Source organism: Bacteroidales bacterium (genome assembly GCA_016709865.1).
Lineage (GTDB): Bacteria > Bacteroidota > Bacteroidia > Bacteroidales > VadinHA17 > LD21.
This window is the reverse complement of record JADJLX010000005.1, coordinates 1093628-1111669: the sequence shown is the minus strand read 5'-3', so window position 1 is coordinate 1111669 and position 18042 is coordinate 1093628. Positions and strand designations below refer to the sequence as shown.

At 40.6% G+C, this 18042-nt stretch carries 11 protein-coding genes; 10 read left to right on the top strand and 1 reads right to left on the bottom strand.

Translation table 11 applies throughout. The features are described 5' to 3' along the window. Positions 1-45: 45 nt before the first annotated feature. Both IPJ16_13215 and IPJ16_13210 read left to right on the top strand, forming a co-directional pair. Positions 46-519, top strand: coding sequence for a DUF1801 domain-containing protein (locus IPJ16_13215; protein ID MBK7628131.1), 474 nt, complete (start codon positions 46-48; stop codon positions 517-519). After that, the gene (locus IPJ16_13210; GenBank protein MBK7628130.1) at positions 516-977 is read left to right on the top strand and encodes a hypothetical protein; all 462 of its coding nucleotides are present in this window, start codon (positions 516-518) and stop codon (positions 975-977) included. Before IPJ16_13215 ends, IPJ16_13210 begins: the two co-directional genes overlap by 4 nt. Here IPJ16_13210 and IPJ16_13205 read toward each other — a convergent pair. Continuing rightward, positions 955-1800 carry a metallophosphoesterase gene (locus tag IPJ16_13205; GenBank protein ID MBK7628129.1) on the bottom strand — a complete coding sequence of 282 codons (846 nt, stop codon included), beginning with the start codon at positions 1798-1800 and terminating at the stop codon, positions 955-957. The genes IPJ16_13210 and IPJ16_13205 overlap by 23 nt on opposite strands. Before the next feature lie 286 nt (positions 1801-2086). Here IPJ16_13205 and IPJ16_13200 point away from each other — a divergent pair, with 286 nt between their 5' ends. The 8 genes from IPJ16_13200 (at position 2087) to IPJ16_13165 (ending at position 18019) form a co-directional block, all read left to right on the top strand. Next, on the top strand, positions 2087-3688 hold the full coding sequence (locus tag IPJ16_13200; protein MBK7628128.1) for a peptide chain release factor 3: 1602 nt from the start codon (positions 2087-2089) through the stop codon (positions 3686-3688). 175 nt (positions 3689-3863) lie between these two features. Continuing rightward, positions 3864-4229 carry a hypothetical protein gene (locus tag IPJ16_13195; GenBank protein MBK7628127.1) on the top strand — a complete coding sequence of 122 codons (366 nt, stop codon included), beginning with the start codon at positions 3864-3866 and terminating at the stop codon, positions 4227-4229. 131 nt (positions 4230-4360) lie between these two features. Beyond that, positions 4361-5026: a hypothetical protein gene (locus tag IPJ16_13190; GenBank protein ID MBK7628126.1), complete on the top strand. Its 666-nt coding sequence runs from the start codon at positions 4361-4363 to the stop codon at positions 5024-5026. Between the two features lie 70 nt (positions 5027-5096). Then, positions 5097-6707, top strand: a complete 1611-nt coding sequence (locus IPJ16_13185) for an ATP-binding cassette domain-containing protein (protein ID MBK7628125.1) — start codon at positions 5097-5099, stop codon at positions 6705-6707. Between the two features lie 432 nt (positions 6708-7139). Next, a complete protein-coding gene (locus IPJ16_13180; protein ID MBK7628124.1) occupies positions 7140-7880 on the top strand; it encodes a hypothetical protein in 741 nt (246 codons plus the stop codon). Positions 7881-7891: 11 nt separating this feature from the next. Beyond that, positions 7892-8797: a caspase family protein gene (locus IPJ16_13175; protein ID MBK7628123.1), complete on the top strand. Its 906-nt coding sequence runs from the start codon at positions 7892-7894 to the stop codon at positions 8795-8797. A 43-nt stretch (positions 8798-8840) separates the two neighbouring features. Then, positions 8841-13211, top strand: a complete 4371-nt coding sequence (locus IPJ16_13170) for a hypothetical protein (protein ID MBK7628122.1) — start codon at positions 8841-8843, stop codon at positions 13209-13211. Between the two features lie 191 nt (positions 13212-13402). Next, on the top strand, positions 13403-18019 hold the full coding sequence (locus IPJ16_13165; GenBank protein ID MBK7628121.1) for a fibronectin type III domain-containing protein: 4617 nt from the start codon (positions 13403-13405) through the stop codon (positions 18017-18019). The last annotated feature ends 23 nt before the right edge of the window (positions 18020-18042 follow it).

The following is an 18042-nucleotide window of genomic DNA, read 5'->3' as shown; positions in this document are numbered from 1 at the left end:
CCAGACTATTTAAGTGTTTATTCGTAATACTTAAAATCTACTGATATGCAGATCTTTGCCAAATCGCCGGATGATTATGTGAATCAGATCCCGGAGGAGAGAAGGAAAACTGTAAATGAACTCAGGAAAGTAATAAAAGCCAATCTTCCGAAAGGATTTGTGGAGGAGATGAGCTATGGAATGATCGGTTTTATTGTTCCTTTTTCCATTTATCCCAAAGGGTATCATGTGACTCCGAAAGTACCTTTACCATTTATGGCAGTGGCTTCACAAAAAAATTTTATTGCCCTCTATCACATGGGTATATATGGTGATGAAAAGCTTTTAAAGTGGTTCACTGAAGAATATCCTAAACATTCAAAAACAAAGCTTGATATGGGGAAAGGCTGTATAAGATTTAAGAAACCAGATCAGATTCCATATAAGCTAATAGGGGAGCTGTCTTCAAAGATTTCTGTTCAGGAATGGATTGCAACTTATGAGAGTCGGTATGTAAATAATAAATCCACAAAAAAATGATAAAAAGACTTTTAGTAATATTCTGTTTAATTCTTCCCGGAACATCTCTGTTTGCACAGACAAATACCCAGGTTTATGATTCAGTTCTGGCAAAGAGGCTTGGCGCTGACGAAAGAGGGATGAAATCATATATACTGGCAATTCTGAAAACAGGTTCAAACAAATTAGCAGCCGGAGCAGAACGAGACAATCTTTTCAAGGGACATTTTGCGAACATTAATGCAATGGCAGAATCGGGAAAACTTGTTATTGCAGGTCCGATTGAAGAAAACGAAAAGACCTACCGTGGCATTTTTATTCTGAATGTAAAAACAATTGATGAAGCAAAAGAACTTCTTAAAGCCGATCCTACAATAAGTCAGAAGATCTTTGATGTTGAATACTATGAATGGTATGGTTCTGCGGCAATCAGTGAATACCTGAAAGTCCATAAACTTATTGAAAAGGGATCTCATTAAGTGTATAATATACACTTTCTACCCTATCGGGATATACCTTAATAACTCTTATTCCAGAATCTGCTTTCCCAAGTGGCTTACCGACAGCACTTGTTGTAATCATCTGCATATCACCGTATTTGCCCGATCCGTTATTGTGAAGATGTCCGGCGAATACTGCATCGACACCATATTCCTTAAAAAGCTCCAGATATCTTTTACGTGTTTCAACAGTAATATTGAAGTATTGATCTGCTTCATCAAAAGAGTTAATAAAGAAAGGATAGTGCGTAAAGAGGATTACGTTTTTTGCCTTTTTCCCTTTATTAAGCTCTTTTTTTAGCCATTCGAACTGAGATTCTTCCAGAACCGGGGTATTCGATTTGATGAGGCAGGAATTCACTCCCATGATCAGACTCTTTTTATGCTTAAATGAGAACCTGTCGTGACCATAGTCTGAAATAAATGAATCGATATCTTTTTGGGTTGTCGGTTGACCGATGTCGTGGTTTCCGGGGGAATAATAAACAGGTATCTCTTTCTTAATTCTTGCAGTAATCCTTTTGAATTCAGTAACCTGGGCACGATCATCTTTTTTGTTGACAAGGTCGCCGGTCAGTACTACAAAATCAGGGTTAAGCTTATTAATTGCATCAACCGCTCTTTCATAAAGTTCTGTTTCTTTGCTGAATCCCTTGTCGGCCTCATACATTCCAAACTGCGGATCAGTAACCTGTATTACAATGAAAGGAGGAGATGAGTTTTTCTTCTGACTAAAGCCAGTTGTTGTGATTAGACTCAGTAACAGAAGTACAACGAGCAATTGTTTTAAAACTATTTTCATATCTGTTTTAATCTTTTTATCTAGTTGTTAAATATATGTACTTATTTGGATAATTCTGGTTTTGTATATTATGAGTTTTACCGCAGAGTCCCGATAGCCATCGGGACGCAGAGCATTAGCGCCCCCTGTCCCGCTGAGGTGTTACTTCCCCCTAAAGGGGGATAAATTCCGTAACATAATTTAAATCAGATATATGTGTATGAGTTAGCCCCCCTTTAGGGGGGATGGGGGGCGCACACACTTTGTGGTTAATGGATTTTTACTACTTTTGTGCCACTGTTAAAAAATGGATTTAAAGAGCGAAATAAAGAAACGAAGGACCTTTGCCATCATCAGTCACCCTGATGCCGGCAAGACCACACTTACAGAGAAATTGCTTCTCTTTGGCGGCGCTATTCAGACTGCCGGAGCTGTTAGGAGTAATAAAATCAGGAAATCGACCACATCGGATTTTATGGAGATCGAGAAGCAGAGAGGTATTTCAGTTTCAACCTCAGTTATGGCCTTCGATTTCAATAATGTACGTGTTAACATTCTCGATACACCCGGGCATAAGGATTTTGCAGAAGACACATACAGAACACTTTCAGCAGTTGACAGTGTCATACTTGTCGTGGATTCCGTAAAAGGTGTTGAGGAGCAGACACGCAAGCTTATGGAAGTATGCCGTATGCGTCATACTCCTGTAATGATCTTCATCAACAAGATGGACAGGGAAGGAATTCACCCTTATGATATTGTTGATGAGCTTGAAAAGGAGCTCAAAATTGCGGTTTGTCCGTACACCTGGCCTATTGGTCATGGCAAGCAGTTTAAAGGTGTTTATAATCTCTTCAAGGAAGAGGTGCAGATCTTTGCTCCTGACAAGACTAGTGTTTCGGAAAGCCTCATAAGTACCAATGATATCAAAGATCCCAAGCTTATAAGTTTTGTCGGGGAAGATAATATTACAAAGCTGCGGGAAGAGCTTGAACTTGTGAATTCGATGTTTGAGACATTCAACATGTCACTTTACAGGGAAGGCTATCTTGCTCCACTTTTCTTTGGAAGTGCCCTCAATAATTTCGGTGTACTTGAACTGCTGGAAACATTTCTGGAGATTGCTCCATGTCCCGGCCCCATTCATACAACCGAGCGTGTAGTGGAACCGGATGAAGATCAGCTTACAGGTTTTGTTTTTAAAATTCATGCAAATCTTGATCCCAACCACCGCGACAGGATTGCATTTTTAAGGATATGCTCAGGCAGATTTGAAAGAAATAAATTCTATTTCCATACAAGGTCGGAAAAGAAGATGAGGTTTTCCTCACCTACCAGCTTCATGGCTAATGCAAAAAGCATTGTAGATGAGGCCTTTCCGGGAGACGTTGTTGGATTATACGACAGCGGTAATTTCAAGATAGGAGATACACTTACTGAAGGAGAAATGCTTCACTTTAAAGGAGTTCCAAGCTTTTCGCCTGAGATATTAAGAGAAGTTGTGAACCTCGATCCTATGAAAACCAAGCAGCTCGACAAAGGAGTATGGCAGATGACAGATGAAGGAGTTGCACAGTTGTTTTTACAGCAGCCCGGCAACAGGAAGATCATTGGAACAGTGGGAGAACTTCAGTATGAGGTAATTAAGTTCAGGCTTGAGCATGAGTACGGAGTAAAGTGCAATTTTTCTCATCTGCCCTATGTTAAGGCCTGCTGGATGACAACAGACAACAAAACAGAACTTGAAGCTTTTATAAAGAGAAAATCGGGAGCTATTGCTTATGATAAAGAGAATAATCCTGTGTTCTTTGCAGAGAGTGAATGGATGCTAAAGCTGGCAAAAGAAAATTTCCCTTCAATTACATTTCATCAGACATCCGATTTTAAGATTAAGGGCGTAAAATCCTGACATTATTGTGTTTAAGGCCGGGAATCTTATTGGTGTATCATTAACCAATTATATTTGCTTTGTCCCTTAAAATAGTGTAAATTTGGTATTTAAGACAAGCTGGATTGATAAAACAGTCTTATCCTTATCGTTTATCAAAAGTGATCAAATCCGATTGTTTTTAATATATAAATCAATGTTTGATTTAATAATTGTGCGTGAAGCACTAAGGAAGAGCAGGACTCTGAAAATTCCTGCAATTGATCAGGATAGCCTGATCTCGCATCTGGTCCATGATGTTTTTGGCGGAGAAATCCTGAAGACTCACAGAAAAAGAGGCTGGCACTTCTATAACCGTGTTGATGGGTTACGAATAGATTTTACAAGGTCAGAAATCAGTAAATCTGATAATGAAAAAAGATTTGAAGATATTCCGGCATCTCCCGATGAAACTGCTGCCTGTTTTGAGAAAGAGCAGTACTCATTCTTCCTGATGAATTTTGTCAGATCATTTGAAGAAATCGTTGGACTTAACAAGTATAAGGTTGAATATACTAATTGAGGTTTTAGACACCTCGCGGATATGCAGGGGTCAATGGTATAACCAGCCCTTTGTGTACTTTGTGTATATCCTTTGTGACCTTTGTGGTTAATGGATTTTATTTCCTACCTTTACTATCTAATTGGCACAAAATGAAATCAAAACCTGCTTTGATTGGATTTGTATTTGTCATCCTGTTTTCATCATTTGAAGCTGCATCACAGGATAATAATACAGTTTCAGGTATTGTGAGTTGTTTTAAGCAGATCCCTCTTAATAAAGTAAAAGTTGCAGCTGTTAAATCAGGCGAGGTTACGTACTCTGATTCTCTCGGACGATTCAGCCTTAAATGTGCGGAGAAGGACGAATTGTTGTTTTCTGCCTCAGGATTTGAGACCAGAAAGGTGAGAGTTGGAAAAGAACGCACAATTGTTACCGACTTGTCATATAAAGACAATATTGCCAACTTTAATGAAGCTGTAAATAACGGGCATATCACTGAGGATGTTCTCCGGAAGTCAATCGATGCTTATATGCAGCGAAATGCAAAGGATTATTCAAAGTACAATACTATCTATGAACTTATTAGCAGCGAGCTTTACGATGTTTCCGTAAAGGGCAATTCAGTTTATAATAAAAAAATCCGCTCTATGGATGCAAACCCTCAGGTACTCTATGTTGTTGATGAAAAGATCACTTCTGATATTTCATATGTTAATCCAACTTATGTAAAGAGCATAGAGTTTGTTGATGATGTGGGTGCAACAATGTACGGATCTAAAGGAGCTAATGGTGTTATAAAAATAACACTGAAATAGCAGAGAAACAGGCTTATTCCTGCTGATATTTAATTACTTTTGCAGCCTTTCTTTATTTTAATCAGCATTAATGATCACAGCTTCAAATCTCAGTATTCAATTCGGCAAACGTATTTTGTTTCAGGATGTAAATCTTGTATTCACCCCGGGCAACTGTTACGGTATAATCGGTGCCAATGGTGCCGGTAAATCCACATTTCTTAAGATGCTCTACGGAGGAGTGGAAACCAGAACAGGAAATGTCTCATTTGGTCATGGAGAAAGGTTATCAGTTCTTAAACAGGACCATTTTGAATTTGATGAATGCGTAGTTCTTGATACTGTTATGATGGGACATACCCAGTTGTGGAGCATCATGAAAGAGAAAGACCTTCTTTATGCAAAATCCGATTTCTCCGATAAGGATGGCTTAAGGGCATCTGAGCTTGAGGAAAAATTCAATGAACTTGATGGCTGGAATGCTGAGAGCAATGCCGCCACTCTGCTTAGCGGACTTGGTATTAAAGAAGAACAACATTACAAACTATTAAAGGAACTTACAGGAAAAGAGAAGGTTAAGGTGCTTCTTGCACAGGCCCTTTTTGGCAAACCTGATAACCTTCTGCTTGACGAACCTACAAATGACCTCGATCTTGAAACTGTAAACTGGCTTGAGAATTACCTTTCGGAATTCGAAAATACAGTACTGGTAGTATCTCACGACCGTCACTTCCTCGATTCAATCTGTACACACATTATCGATATAGATTTCAGTAAAGTACAACAGTTCTCAGGCAACTATACATTCTGGTATGAATCGAGTCAGCTTGCACTGAGACAACAGCTTACCCAAAACAAAAAAGCAGAGGAGAAGAAAAAGGAACTTCTTGAGTTTATTGCCCGTTTCAGGGCGAATGTCAAGAAATCGAAGCAGACAACAAGCAGGAAGAAGATGATTGAGAAGCTTAATATTGAAGAAATCCAGCCCTCAACACGGAAATACCCCGGAATAATATTCACTCCCGGAAGGGAACCGGGCAACAATGTGCTTTCTGTTAAAGGATTGAGTAAGAGTGTTGAAGGTAAGCTGTTGTTCAAAGATCTGAATTTTACAGTAAACAAGAATGATAAGATTGCCTTTCTGTCGAGAGATACCAGGGCGATGACTGTTCTATTTGAAATACTTAAGGGTCATGAAAAAGCTGATCATGGAACATTTGAATGGGGACAGACAATAGTTAAGGCCTATCTGCCTCTTGAGAATGAAAAATTCTTTGAGAAGGACATCACATTGGTCGACTGGCTGGCTCAGTACTCGGAAGATACCAGCGAACTTTACCTCAGGGGATTTCTGGGCAAAATGCTCTTCTCAGGTGAAGAGATCTATAAAAAAGTAAATGTTCTGTCTGGCGGAGAGAGAGTCAGATGCATGATTGCCCGAATGATGATACGCAATGCCAATGTTATGCTTCTCGATAGTCCTACCAACCATCTAGACCTTGAATCAATTCAGGCATTCAATAATACTCTGATAAAATTCAAAGGCAATATCCTGATGTCGTCCCACGACCATGAGTTTATTCAGACTGTTTGTAACCGCGTTATCGAGATCGGACCAAAAGGTATGATTGACAAGCAGATAGAATATGACGATTATATATCAGATGAGAATCTTATGGTGCGGCGAAACAGCATCTATTAGAAAAAGAATCCTGCTAACTTCCGGGGATCCCTCGCTGGCCATCTTCGCTGAATCGTCGATGGCCGAAACGCTCGGGATGACAGGACATTAGGGGGGCATAGAGGGGGAAAGAAGTGGCGATTCGTATTGTAAATGCCTCATGATGGAATCTTTAACGAATCGCCACTTCTTTCCCCCCCCCCTCATACCCAGATTAGTCTGTCATCCCGATGCGTCAGCGAGGGATCTTATGGAGTGAGCAGGGTTCAAATCTAAACACTTAGCGTCCCAATAGCAACCCGAATTTGCGGTTAATGGATTTATTCTTTATAATCATTTTAAATAAGATATCTCAATTTTAATATTTAGCAATTGTTTAGTCTTTTTCTCGGTTTTTTGCATATATTTGATATTATAATAGGGTATTATCCTGTTAGTTAACTAGATATGTCTATGGAAACGAAGAAAAAATCTCTGATTCTTCTATTTTTAGCCTTAAGTATTTATTCATTTTCGCAGGGTTTTCAGATTACTCCATTAAAGCTTGAATTTGACGGAAAGCAATTGCAGATCACTTATGATTTCGTCAATAAAAGTGCATCTGATGAGTTTTATGTATGGGTCGAGATGGAGAAAAAAAATGGTCAGCCACTTCGGGTTAAGGCTCTTTCGGGAGATATTGGTAAAACAAAATCGGGGAAGGATAAAAAGATTACCTGGATCCCAGATAAAGATTCAATTTTTCTTGACGAAGAGGTGCTCGTTGAAGTCAAGGCTGAGAAATATATTAAGTCTTTTAATAAGGGTTCGATGATGCTTTTGTCGACAGTTGTTCCCGGACTCGGACAGTCAAAAATAAGTAAAGGTAAACCATATTGGCTGGCAGGAGTTGCAGCCTATGGCGCATTAGCCGGTGGATTAGTTGTGAATCAAAGTTATGTAAAATCATATGATTTGTACAGAACAGAAGAGGATCCGACAAAAAGGAGGGATCTGCTTGATCAGGCTCAATCTCAGAAGAATCTTTCAGGTGTTCTGATTGTGAGCGGTGCGGCAATCTGGGCTGCAAATCTTTTTTGGGTAGCGGCAATACCTAATAAGTACCAGCCCCTGAAGCATGTTAATCTTTCGTTAGATCAGTCAAGAGGCCCGATTCAGGGAGCCACGTTATTATCGTTGAAAGTTAACTTCTGATAATTAATCAAATGAAAAAGTCAGTATTGGTTTTAATTCTTTTTCTGTCGCAGGTATTATTTATCTGTGCTCAGGTAGGTAGCAGTGGAAAGGCATCCGTTCTCATTAACAATAAGCCAAAACCTGTTGTTGTGCAGCCCGTTCAACAGGCTGCTGTTGAGACGACACCTGTTAATTTCAGATCTGCAAATGCTAAAGATAATCCATTGGGTGCCGGCAAGTATTATGCACTGATTGTGGGTATCAGCAATTATCAGGATCCCCTTATTAATGAGCTTGATAAACCGATTAAGGATGCTGAGCTTTTTTACAATTCAATCACCAGCAGATATACATTTGATCAGGAAAATGTGAAATTTCTGAAGAATGCAACAATGGCACAAATGGTTGAAGCCCTTGACTATTTCGCAAAAACAGTTAAACCAAGTGATAGTTTTCTGATATTTTATGCCGGCCATGGTGTGTGGGATGCCAATTCCGAAATTGGTTTCTGGCTTCCTTCTGATGCCAGAAAGGAAAGTAAGCTTGCCTGGTTCCGTAACAGTACATTCCGCGATTATCTTCGCGAGATCCATTCACGACATACGCTCCTCGTAAGTGATGCATGTTTTGGCGGTTCAATCTTAAAGACACGTGCTGCATTTGCTGATGCCTCACTTGCTGTAAACAAACTTTATGAACTGCCAAGCCGTAAAGCAATGACAAGCGGAACACTTACAGAGGTTCCTGATCAGAGCGCCTTTCTGAAATATATGATAGACAGGCTTGATAATAATCAGGAGAAGTATCTTTCGTCAGAACAACTGTTCAGCAGCTTGAGAATTGCTGTAATAAACAACAGTAATGTGGTTCCTCAATTTGGGGAGATTAAAGATGTAGGTGACCAGGGAGGTGATTTTATTTTTATACTAAAGTAGAACAGAAGTTCCTTCAGTTATAGAAATTTTAATTGCTATTGTCATGAAAAATAGATCCTTGCGATTTCTATTTTTGGCAGGTCTTTTTCTATGCCTCATCCTCTCAGACACCTGCAAAAAGATTGAAAAAACAATGCTTGTCGCAACTGACGAAGCAACAAATATCCTGACTAATTCTGCAGATCTTCCCGGCCAGATTATTGATCTGGGTGAAGGAGCCACTCAATATGGGCATTACTATGGTAAAGCCAGTAATACCACTGCTGATCATACAGCCCTGGGTACACCAAACAGCCTGACAGGTTTTACGAGTCAGGTTACAAACCTTGAAGCCGGAACAAAATATTATTTTAAGGCATATCTTACCGATGGTCAGGAAACTGTTTATGGTAAAGAAAAGACATTTACTACATTGGATGCTTCAGCGCCAACTCTTACGACTACAGCAATAACGTCAATAACACTAACCGGAGCTATAAGCGGAGGTAATATAACCAGTGATGGGGGTGCTCCCATAACAGCAAAGGGAGTCTGCTGGAATAGTTTTACCGGTCCAACAACAAGTAACAACAAAACAGTTGATGGAACAGGTACAGGGACATTTACAAGTACTCTATCAGGATTAACAGCAGGCTCAACATATTTTGTGAGGGCATATGCAACTAACAGTGCGGGTACCACATATGGTAATGAACTTACTTTTACAACAACAGCTGCGTCTATCCCGACTATAACAACATATGTAATAGCCAATATTCATTATAACAGCGCAAATGGAGGCGGAGAAATTATAAGTGACGGAGGCTCCCCTGTATTGGCAAGAGGTGTTTGCTGGAGCACTGCAACAGGTCCGACAATATCAAATTCCAAAACAACAGACGGATCAGGTACTGGAAGTTTTGCAAGTGAAATTTCGGGACTATCTCCAACTACCAAATATTATGTGAGGGCCTACGCGACAAATTTAATCGGTACCGCATATGGTAGTGAAGTCAGTTTTACAACAAGTGAGGCGCCTGTACAACTTCCCACATTAACAACAGTCTCCCCGGCTAATATTACTTCAATATCAGCTACAACAGGTGGAGTTATTTCAAGCGATGGAGGATCAGCAATTACACAACGGGGAGTATGCTGGAATGGGACAGGTGGTGCAACTCTTGGTGAAAATCAAACTGTTGATGGCAGCGGCACAGGAACTTTCGCCAGTACAATGACAGGTCTTGCTCCAAACACAAAATATTATGTAAGGGCATACGCTGTAAATGCTGTTGGTACGGCATATGGAAATGAATATAATTTTACCACACTGTCAGCTTCCTCTGCTGTAATTACCACTACTGCTATTACATCAATTGCCCAGACAACAGCCAGCGGAGGCGGTAATATTACCAGCGACGGAGGATCTGCAATCACGGTTCGGGGTATTTGCTGGAGCCTGAATCAGAACCCAACTCTCGCTGACTCCTTTACAGATAATGGAACAGGAACAGGAATATTCAACAGTCAGTTGACAAATCTATCTCCGGGTAAAACATATTTTGTTCGGGCTTATGCTACAAATGTAACCGGCACAACATATGGTAATCAGGTAAGCTTCCTTACAGCTTCCGATATACCAAAAGTCACAACTTCTGCAATAGGTACTGTTACAACTACAACAGCTGAGGCAGGAGGTGAAGTTCTTGATAATAATGGCTCAACGGTTACCACAAGGGGGATCTGTTACAACACAATTGGCAGTCCAACTATTTCAGATAATGTAAAATCCGAGTCAGCGGCTATTGGTGTATTTTCATTATCACTTACCGGACTTACTCCCAATACAACATATTATATAAGGGCATTTGCTACAAATGCTATTGGTACTGCTTATGGAAATGAGGTAACTTTCACAACAAATGCACTTACGATAGTAGTTCCAACATTAACTACTACTGCGGTAACAGGTATTACTTCAACTTCTGCTTCCAGCGGAGGGAACATAACAAGTAACGGAGGAGCAACTATTACAGCCAGTGGAGTATGCTGGAGTACAACACCAAATCCGGTTGCAACTGGAAACCATACTACAGATGGTACTGCAACGGGAACTTTCACAAGCTCAATAACAGTATTGACCTACAATACTGTATACTATGTCAGAGCATATGCAACTAACAGTGCTGGAACTGGTTATGGAAACGAAGTACAATTTAAAACACTTTGTATTGTTCCAACTGTCACCACAGTAGCGGCAACTAATATTGGAACAACAACAGCTACGATAAATGGAACAATTAATGCAAATAATTTATCCACTATTCCTCTTTTCAAATACGGTACATCTACCAGTTATGGCAGTACAATAAATAGTAATCCATATTCTGTGGATGGTACAACCAATGTGCCTGTTAGTGTCGACATAATTAATTTAACACCAGGTACATTATACCATTTCGTAGTTCTGGCAAGTGCATGCGGAACTGATATCTATGGTACCGATTTGACATTCACTACATTATTGCCGGCCCCAACAATTACTAACTTTCCTGATATTATTAAGAACTTTGGTGACCCATCGTTTACATTAACACCACCAACCAGCAACAGCAGCGGTACCTTTTCATATGAAAGTAGTAATCCATCAGTTGCAACAATAAGTGGAAGTACAGTTACAATAACAGGAACTGGAACCACTACAATCAATGCAACTCAGGCTGCAACTGCCAATTATACATCAGGTACAATTTCTGCTTCCCTATTAGTCAATGCAACCAAACCATCACTTTCAACAACTGCCATTACAGCAATCACATCAACTTCTGCTGCGAGCGGAGGAAGTATAACAAGCGATGGAGGTGCAGCAATAACAGCCAGTGGTGTATGCTGGAGCACAACTGCAACGCCTGTTGCCACGGGCAGTCATACAACAGATGGAGCCACCACAGGAACTTTTGTGAGTTCTATAACAGGACTAACTTTGGGACAGACCTATTATGTGAGGGCTTACGCTACAAACAGTGCTGGTACGGGTTACGGAAACGAGATAAGTTTCACATCTGCTCTTGCAATCGGCGAGTCTTATCAGGGTGGAATATTAGCTTACATACTCCAATCTACCGACCCCGGATGGGTCGCTGGGCAAACCCGTGGGTTGATTGTTGCTCCAACTGACCAGAGTCCTGCAGCAGAATGGGGATGTTCTGGTTCTTCAATCTCAGGTGCTGATGGAATATTTATAGGAACAGGAAATCAGAACACCACTGATATAGTTGCCGGATGTCCAACAGCCGGTATTGCAGCCAGAATTTGTAATGACCTGGTATTGGGTGGCTATTCCGACTGGTATCTGCCTAGCGAGAATGAATTAAACAAAATTTACTCAAACAGAACAACACTTGGTGGATTTACTGACAGCTACTGGACATCAACCGAAAGTAATTCAAGCTTTTCAATTTACCAGGACTTTAATACTGGACTTCTTCCAAATAGTTATAAGTACATTACATTAAAAGTGCGCGCAATTCGTGCTTTCCCTGCAGCACCTGTTGCCCCTGTAGTTACAACCACAGCTGTCTCGGCAGTAACAGCTACAACAGCAACAAGCGGCGGGAATGTTTTGGCAGATGGAGGAGCAGACATTACAGCCCGTGGAGTATGCTGGGGAATTACCTCTGGTCCGACAATTGCAGGTAGTAAAACCACGAATGGTACTGGTACTGGAATATTTAGCAGTAATATAACCGGACTATCTCTTGGTGTTACCTACTATGTAAGGGCATACGCTACGAATAGTGTTGGCACAGTATATGGGAATGAAGTTTCATTTATTGCAGCAGATCCTTCAACTGCAAGTGATGCTAGTGGTAACATCTATAATGTTATTAGAATAGGAACACAATTATGGTTTCGTGAAAACCTTAAGACCACAAAATATAACGATAATACAAGCATTCCAAATGAAACTTCCAATGCAGTTTGGTCAGCTTTGACTACTGCTGCTTATTGTGACTATAATAATGTGCCAGCTAATTCGGATACTTATGGACGATTATATAATTGGTTCACAGTTAATACCGGGAAATTGTGTCCATTTGGCTGGCACGTACCAACTGATGCTGACTGGACGGTTTTAACTACCTATGTTGGTGGTCTCTCAATTGCCGGAGAAAAATTAAAAGAAGCAGGTACCACACACTGGGCCGCAGGAAATACAGGAACAAACTCATTTGGTTTCACTGCATTACCTGCAGGTTTTCGACAAATTGATGGAACTTTTCAGGTTCAAACTCAATTTGGTCTTTTTTGGGCAAGAGATAGTTATGATTCAAATACAGCCTGGGATCTGTATATGGAATACAATCAAGTATTTGCTGTTAAAAACAATAATAACAAGAAGATTGGTTTCAGTGTCAGGTGCATATCAGATTAGACCTGATAAAAGAAATCTATATTTAGCAAAATGTAGTTCAGTTATAAACTTACCTGATTGTGCAATCATTTATTAATTTGATAATCTTTTATTGTCTCAATCATAAAAATTTTTTATCTTGAATTGCAATTTATTATACTTTCTTTTTAAGGTAATATTGGTTTATACCAAAAACATAAATGCCGGTTGTCATGAAAAATAATTACCCGCGATTATTCTTTTGGTCGGGCTTATTCCTGAGCCTGATTCTGATCACTACATGTAAAGAGCTGGAGAAAACAATGCTGGTAGCTACTGATGAAGCAACAAATGTATTGACAAATTCAGCTGATCTGCCCGGACAGATAATTGACCTCGGGGGAGGGGCAACCCAGCATGGACATTATTATGGTAAATCAGCTAACCCGTCTACTGATCATACTTCTCTTGGTGCACCAAACAGTATCACCGGTTTTACAAGTCAGGTTACTGGTCTTGAAGCAGGAACCAAATATTTTTTTAAAGCTTATATGACGGACGGTCAGGAAACTGTGTTCGGAAAAGAGAAGAGTTTTACAACTGCATCAGCATCAGCACCAACACTTACAACTACAGCAATTACCTCAATAACATTAACCGGAGCTGTTAGTGGCGGAAATATAACCAGCGATGGCGGTGCCCCTGTAACAGCTCGTGGAGTCTGTTGGGGTAGTTTCACTGCTCCGACAATAGCCAATAATAAAACTACAGATGCAGCAGGTACAGGGATATTTACCAGTACACTTTCAGGATTAACTGCAGGCTCAACATACTTTGTCAGGGCTTATGCAACCAATAGTGCAGGCACGACTTATGGCAATGAGCTTTCATTTACAACAACTGCAGCATCTATTCCGAGTGTTACTACTGATATAATAGCAGGCATTAGTTTTAATGGTGCTCTTGGTGGGGGAAATGTTATAAGTGACGGAGGGTCTCCCGTTTTGGAAAAGGGCGTATGCTGGAGCACAGCTACAGGTCCGACTATTTCGAATACAAAAACGACAAACGGCTCGGGAACAGGAACTTTTGGTAGTACAATTACAGGACTTTCACCAACTACAAAATATTATGTGCGTGCTTATGCGACAAATCTCGTTGGAACTGCTTATGGAAATGAAGTAAGTTTTACCACTAATACACCACCTGTTCAGCTTCCTTCTGTTACAACAGTTTCTCCCGGCAATATAACCTCCATTACAGCCACAAGTGGTGGCGAGGTAACAAGCGACGGCGGAGCAACAGTTACAGCTCGTGGGGTATGCTGGAATACTACCGGCTCTCCTTCTGCGGAGTTGCTTCATACAACTGACGGTAATGGTACCGGACCATTTGCAAGTACCATTGCCGGACTTACCCCAAATACAAAATATTATGTCAGGGCTTATGCTGTTAATAGTGTAGGTACCGGATATGGGAATGAATACAGCTTCACAACTCTTTCACCATCATCTGCAGTAATAACCACATCAGCAATAACTTCAATAGCTCAGACAACAGCAACTGGTGGCGGTAATATTACAAGCGATGGCGGATCTTCAATTACTGCAAGAGGTGTATGCTGGAGCCGTAATCAGAATCCAACTCTGGCAGATTCATATACAACCAATGACTTTGGAACAGGGATATTCAACAGTCAGCTTACAAATCTTTCTCCGGGTAAAACATATTATGTGAGGGCATACGCTACGAATTCTACAGGAACCACCTATGGTAACCAGGTAAGTTTTTTAACAGCCTCAGATATTCCAAAAGTAACCACATCTGCTGTTGGCACAGTAACAGCCACATCTGCACAAGTAGGAGGAGAAGTACTGGATGATAATGGTTCAACAACTACCACCCGTGGAGTATGTTATAATCTGATAGGAAGTCCGACAATAGGAGATATTATTAAATCTGAGTCGGGAGGCATCGGTACATTTACAATGTCACTTACTGGTCTGACACCCAATACAAATTATTATGCAAGAGCATTTGCTACTAATGGTGTTGGAACTGCGTACGGAGCACAGGTGGGTTTTGTAACGCCAGCTGATATCGCATCATTAACCACATCTGCAATCAGTGCAGTAACAACTACAACAGCATCCAGCGGTGGAGTAATCACTTCAGATGGAGGGAGTACAATTCTGGCAAAAGGAATCTGTTGGAGCACATCCCCGAATCCCGTAACAGGTACCGCAACGATGACAAACGATGGATCAGGTTTAGGGACATTTACAAGTTCTTTAACTGGTTTGGCGCCAAATACTACCTATTATGTCAGATCATATGCTATTAATGGCAAGGGGACTGCTTATGGGAATGAGTTGACATTTACAACAAACTCGGTAGCACTAACAGCACCTGGTGCGCCAACAATTGGTTTGGCAACAAAAGGCAATGCAGAGGCAACTGTAGCTTTTACTGCGCCTGCCAGCGATGGCGGATCTGCCATAACTGGTTATACAGCTACTTCCAATCCAGGTGGTTTAACAGGTACCGGAACGGCAAGCCCGATAACAGTTTCAGGACTAACAAATGGGACTGCCTACACTTTTACTGTTACGGCAACAAATGGTATTGGGACAGGGCCCTCAAGCACCGCCTCGAATTCAGTTACACCTTCAACTGTTCCGGGAGCTCCCGTAATCGGTACAGCAACTTCAGGAAATGCCAAAGCTACTATTTCATTTACGGCACCTGATGATGGTGGAACATTTATAACCGGTTATACTGTAACTTCAAATCCTGGTGGCATAACAGGTACAGGAGGATCTAGTCCTATAGATGTGACAGGACTAGCAAATATAGCCTATACCTTCACCGTTACGGCCACAAATGCAAATGGTACAGGTGCAGCAAGCGCACCTTCAAATTCCGTTACCCCAACATTAATCCCCGGTGCACCAACTATTGGAACTGCCACTGCCGGAGATTCTTATGCTTCGGTAGCATTTACACCTCCTGTAAGTGATGGAGGTTCAGCCATCACTATGTACAAAGCTACCGCAAATCCAGGAGGTCTATTCGGAACAGGTGTTGTAAGTCCTGTAAATGTAACAGGTCTTACAAACGGAACTGCATATACCTTCACGGTAACTGCCACAAATATAAATGGGACTAGCCCTGCAAGTGCTGCATCAAATTCAGTAACACCTTCAGCAGTTCCAATATTAACAACTATATCAATTAGCAACATAACATCAACAACTGCGACAAGTGGTGGTAATATTACTAGTAATGGCGGAGCCACTGTAACTGCCAGTGGTGTATGTTGGGGTACAGCTTCTGGTCCCGTTGCAACAGGAAATCATACAAGTGATGGAGCTGTAGCAGGGACATATGCCAGCACGATTACCGGATTAACACTTGGGCAAACATATTATGTAAGAGCATATGCAACAAATTCAATAGGAACTGGTTATGGAAATGAGTTGAGCTTTTCAACAACACTAGCCCCTAATGCAGTATCAGGGGTGGCAACATCTGTTACATCTAACTCAGCAGATCTGAATGCCATTGTAAATGCTAATAATCTATCCACAATAGTAACATTTGAGTATGGTACAACAATAGCATATGGATCCACTGCAACTGCCACTCCAAATCCTGTAACAGGTATTATTTCTACAAATGTAAGTGCAGGATTGACTGGATTATTATTTGGGACAACTTACCATTTCAGGGTAAAAGCTGTCAGCACGGGAGGAACCACATATGGAGATGATATGATGTTTGTTACATTAGGGTTTCCTACTGTAACTACTACATCGATTACTTCTATAACTACGTCATCAGCCTCAAGTGGAGGTAATATTTCGAATGATGGAGGAGCTTCAATAATCAATCGAGGAGTTTGTTGGAGTACTTTAAATAATCCAACTATTGCAGATAATAAAACATCTGATGGAACAGGATCAGGCAATTTTTCAAGTAGCATATCTGGGCTTAGTTTAGGGACCATATATTACGTTCGTGCTTATGCCACTAATTCTGTGGGAACATCATACGGTGATGTTATATCATTTAGTACTTTAAATTATCCAACTATAACCACAACCACTATAACCTTAATCACTTCAACAACTTCGTCGAGTGGGGGCAATATAACAAGTGATGGCGGAGCAGGAGTTACAAGTAGAGGAGTGTGCTGGAGCACAGCTGTTAATCCTACAATTTTAGATCCAAAAACCAGCAATGGAGTCGGAATAGGTTTATTTTCCAGTAATATAACTAGCTTAAGTCCTGGCACTACATATCATGTTCGTGCATATGCTACAAATTCTGTTGGGACTTCATATGGTACTGATGTAAGTTTTACTACTGATCTTGTCATTGGTGATACTTATCAGGGTGGAATTGTTGGATATATTTTACAATCTGGCGATCCAGGGTATATATCTGGACAAAAGCATGGTATAATTGTTGCACAAAGTGATCAAAGTTCTGGAACAATTTGGGGTTGTTATGGGACCTTAATATCTGGTGCGGATGGATTAACACTAGGTACAGGATTGCAGAATACCATTGACATAATGGCTGGATGTTCAACAGCTGGTATCGCAGCAAGGTTGTGCAGAGGTGTGACTATAAATGGTTATACAGACTGGTACTTGCCGAGCAAGGATGAGTTAAACATTCTTTTTACAAATCAATCAGTAATTGGAATGGTTCTCGATTATTCTTACTGGAGTTCCACTGAGTATACCAATAATACCGCTTGGGGTCAGAATTTCAATGGAGGATATCAATTCGGCTCAGCTAAGTCTAGCAATTATCACGTACGGGCTATACGGGCATTTTAATTATTTATACCCAATACATTCAT

Bases quoted from the DNA above. Each gene is read 5' to 3' on its own strand.
- IPJ16_13215 (MBK7628131.1), top strand. From the start codon at position 46: ATGCAGATCTTTGCCAAATCGCCGGATGATTATGTGAATCAGATCCCG.
- IPJ16_13210 (MBK7628130.1), top strand. From the start codon at position 516: ATGATAAAAAGACTTTTAGTAATATTCTGTTTAATTCTTCCCGGAACA.
- IPJ16_13205 (MBK7628129.1), bottom strand. From the start codon at position 1,800: ATGAAAATAGTTTTAAAACAATTGCTCGTTGTACTTCTGTTACTGAGT.
- IPJ16_13200 (MBK7628128.1), top strand. From the start codon at position 2,087: ATGGATTTAAAGAGCGAAATAAAGAAACGAAGGACCTTTGCCATCATC.
- IPJ16_13195 (MBK7628127.1), top strand. From the start codon at position 3,864: ATGTTTGATTTAATAATTGTGCGTGAAGCACTAAGGAAGAGCAGGACT.
- IPJ16_13190 (MBK7628126.1), top strand. From the start codon at position 4,361: ATGAAATCAAAACCTGCTTTGATTGGATTTGTATTTGTCATCCTGTTT.
- IPJ16_13185 (MBK7628125.1), top strand. From the start codon at position 5,097: ATGATCACAGCTTCAAATCTCAGTATTCAATTCGGCAAACGTATTTTG.
- IPJ16_13180 (MBK7628124.1), top strand. From the start codon at position 7,140: ATGGAAACGAAGAAAAAATCTCTGATTCTTCTATTTTTAGCCTTAAGT.
- IPJ16_13175 (MBK7628123.1), top strand. From the start codon at position 7,892: ATGAAAAAGTCAGTATTGGTTTTAATTCTTTTTCTGTCGCAGGTATTA.
- IPJ16_13170 (MBK7628122.1), top strand. From the start codon at position 8,841: ATGAAAAATAGATCCTTGCGATTTCTATTTTTGGCAGGTCTTTTTCTA.
- IPJ16_13165 (MBK7628121.1), top strand. From the start codon at position 13,403: ATGAAAAATAATTACCCGCGATTATTCTTTTGGTCGGGCTTATTCCTG.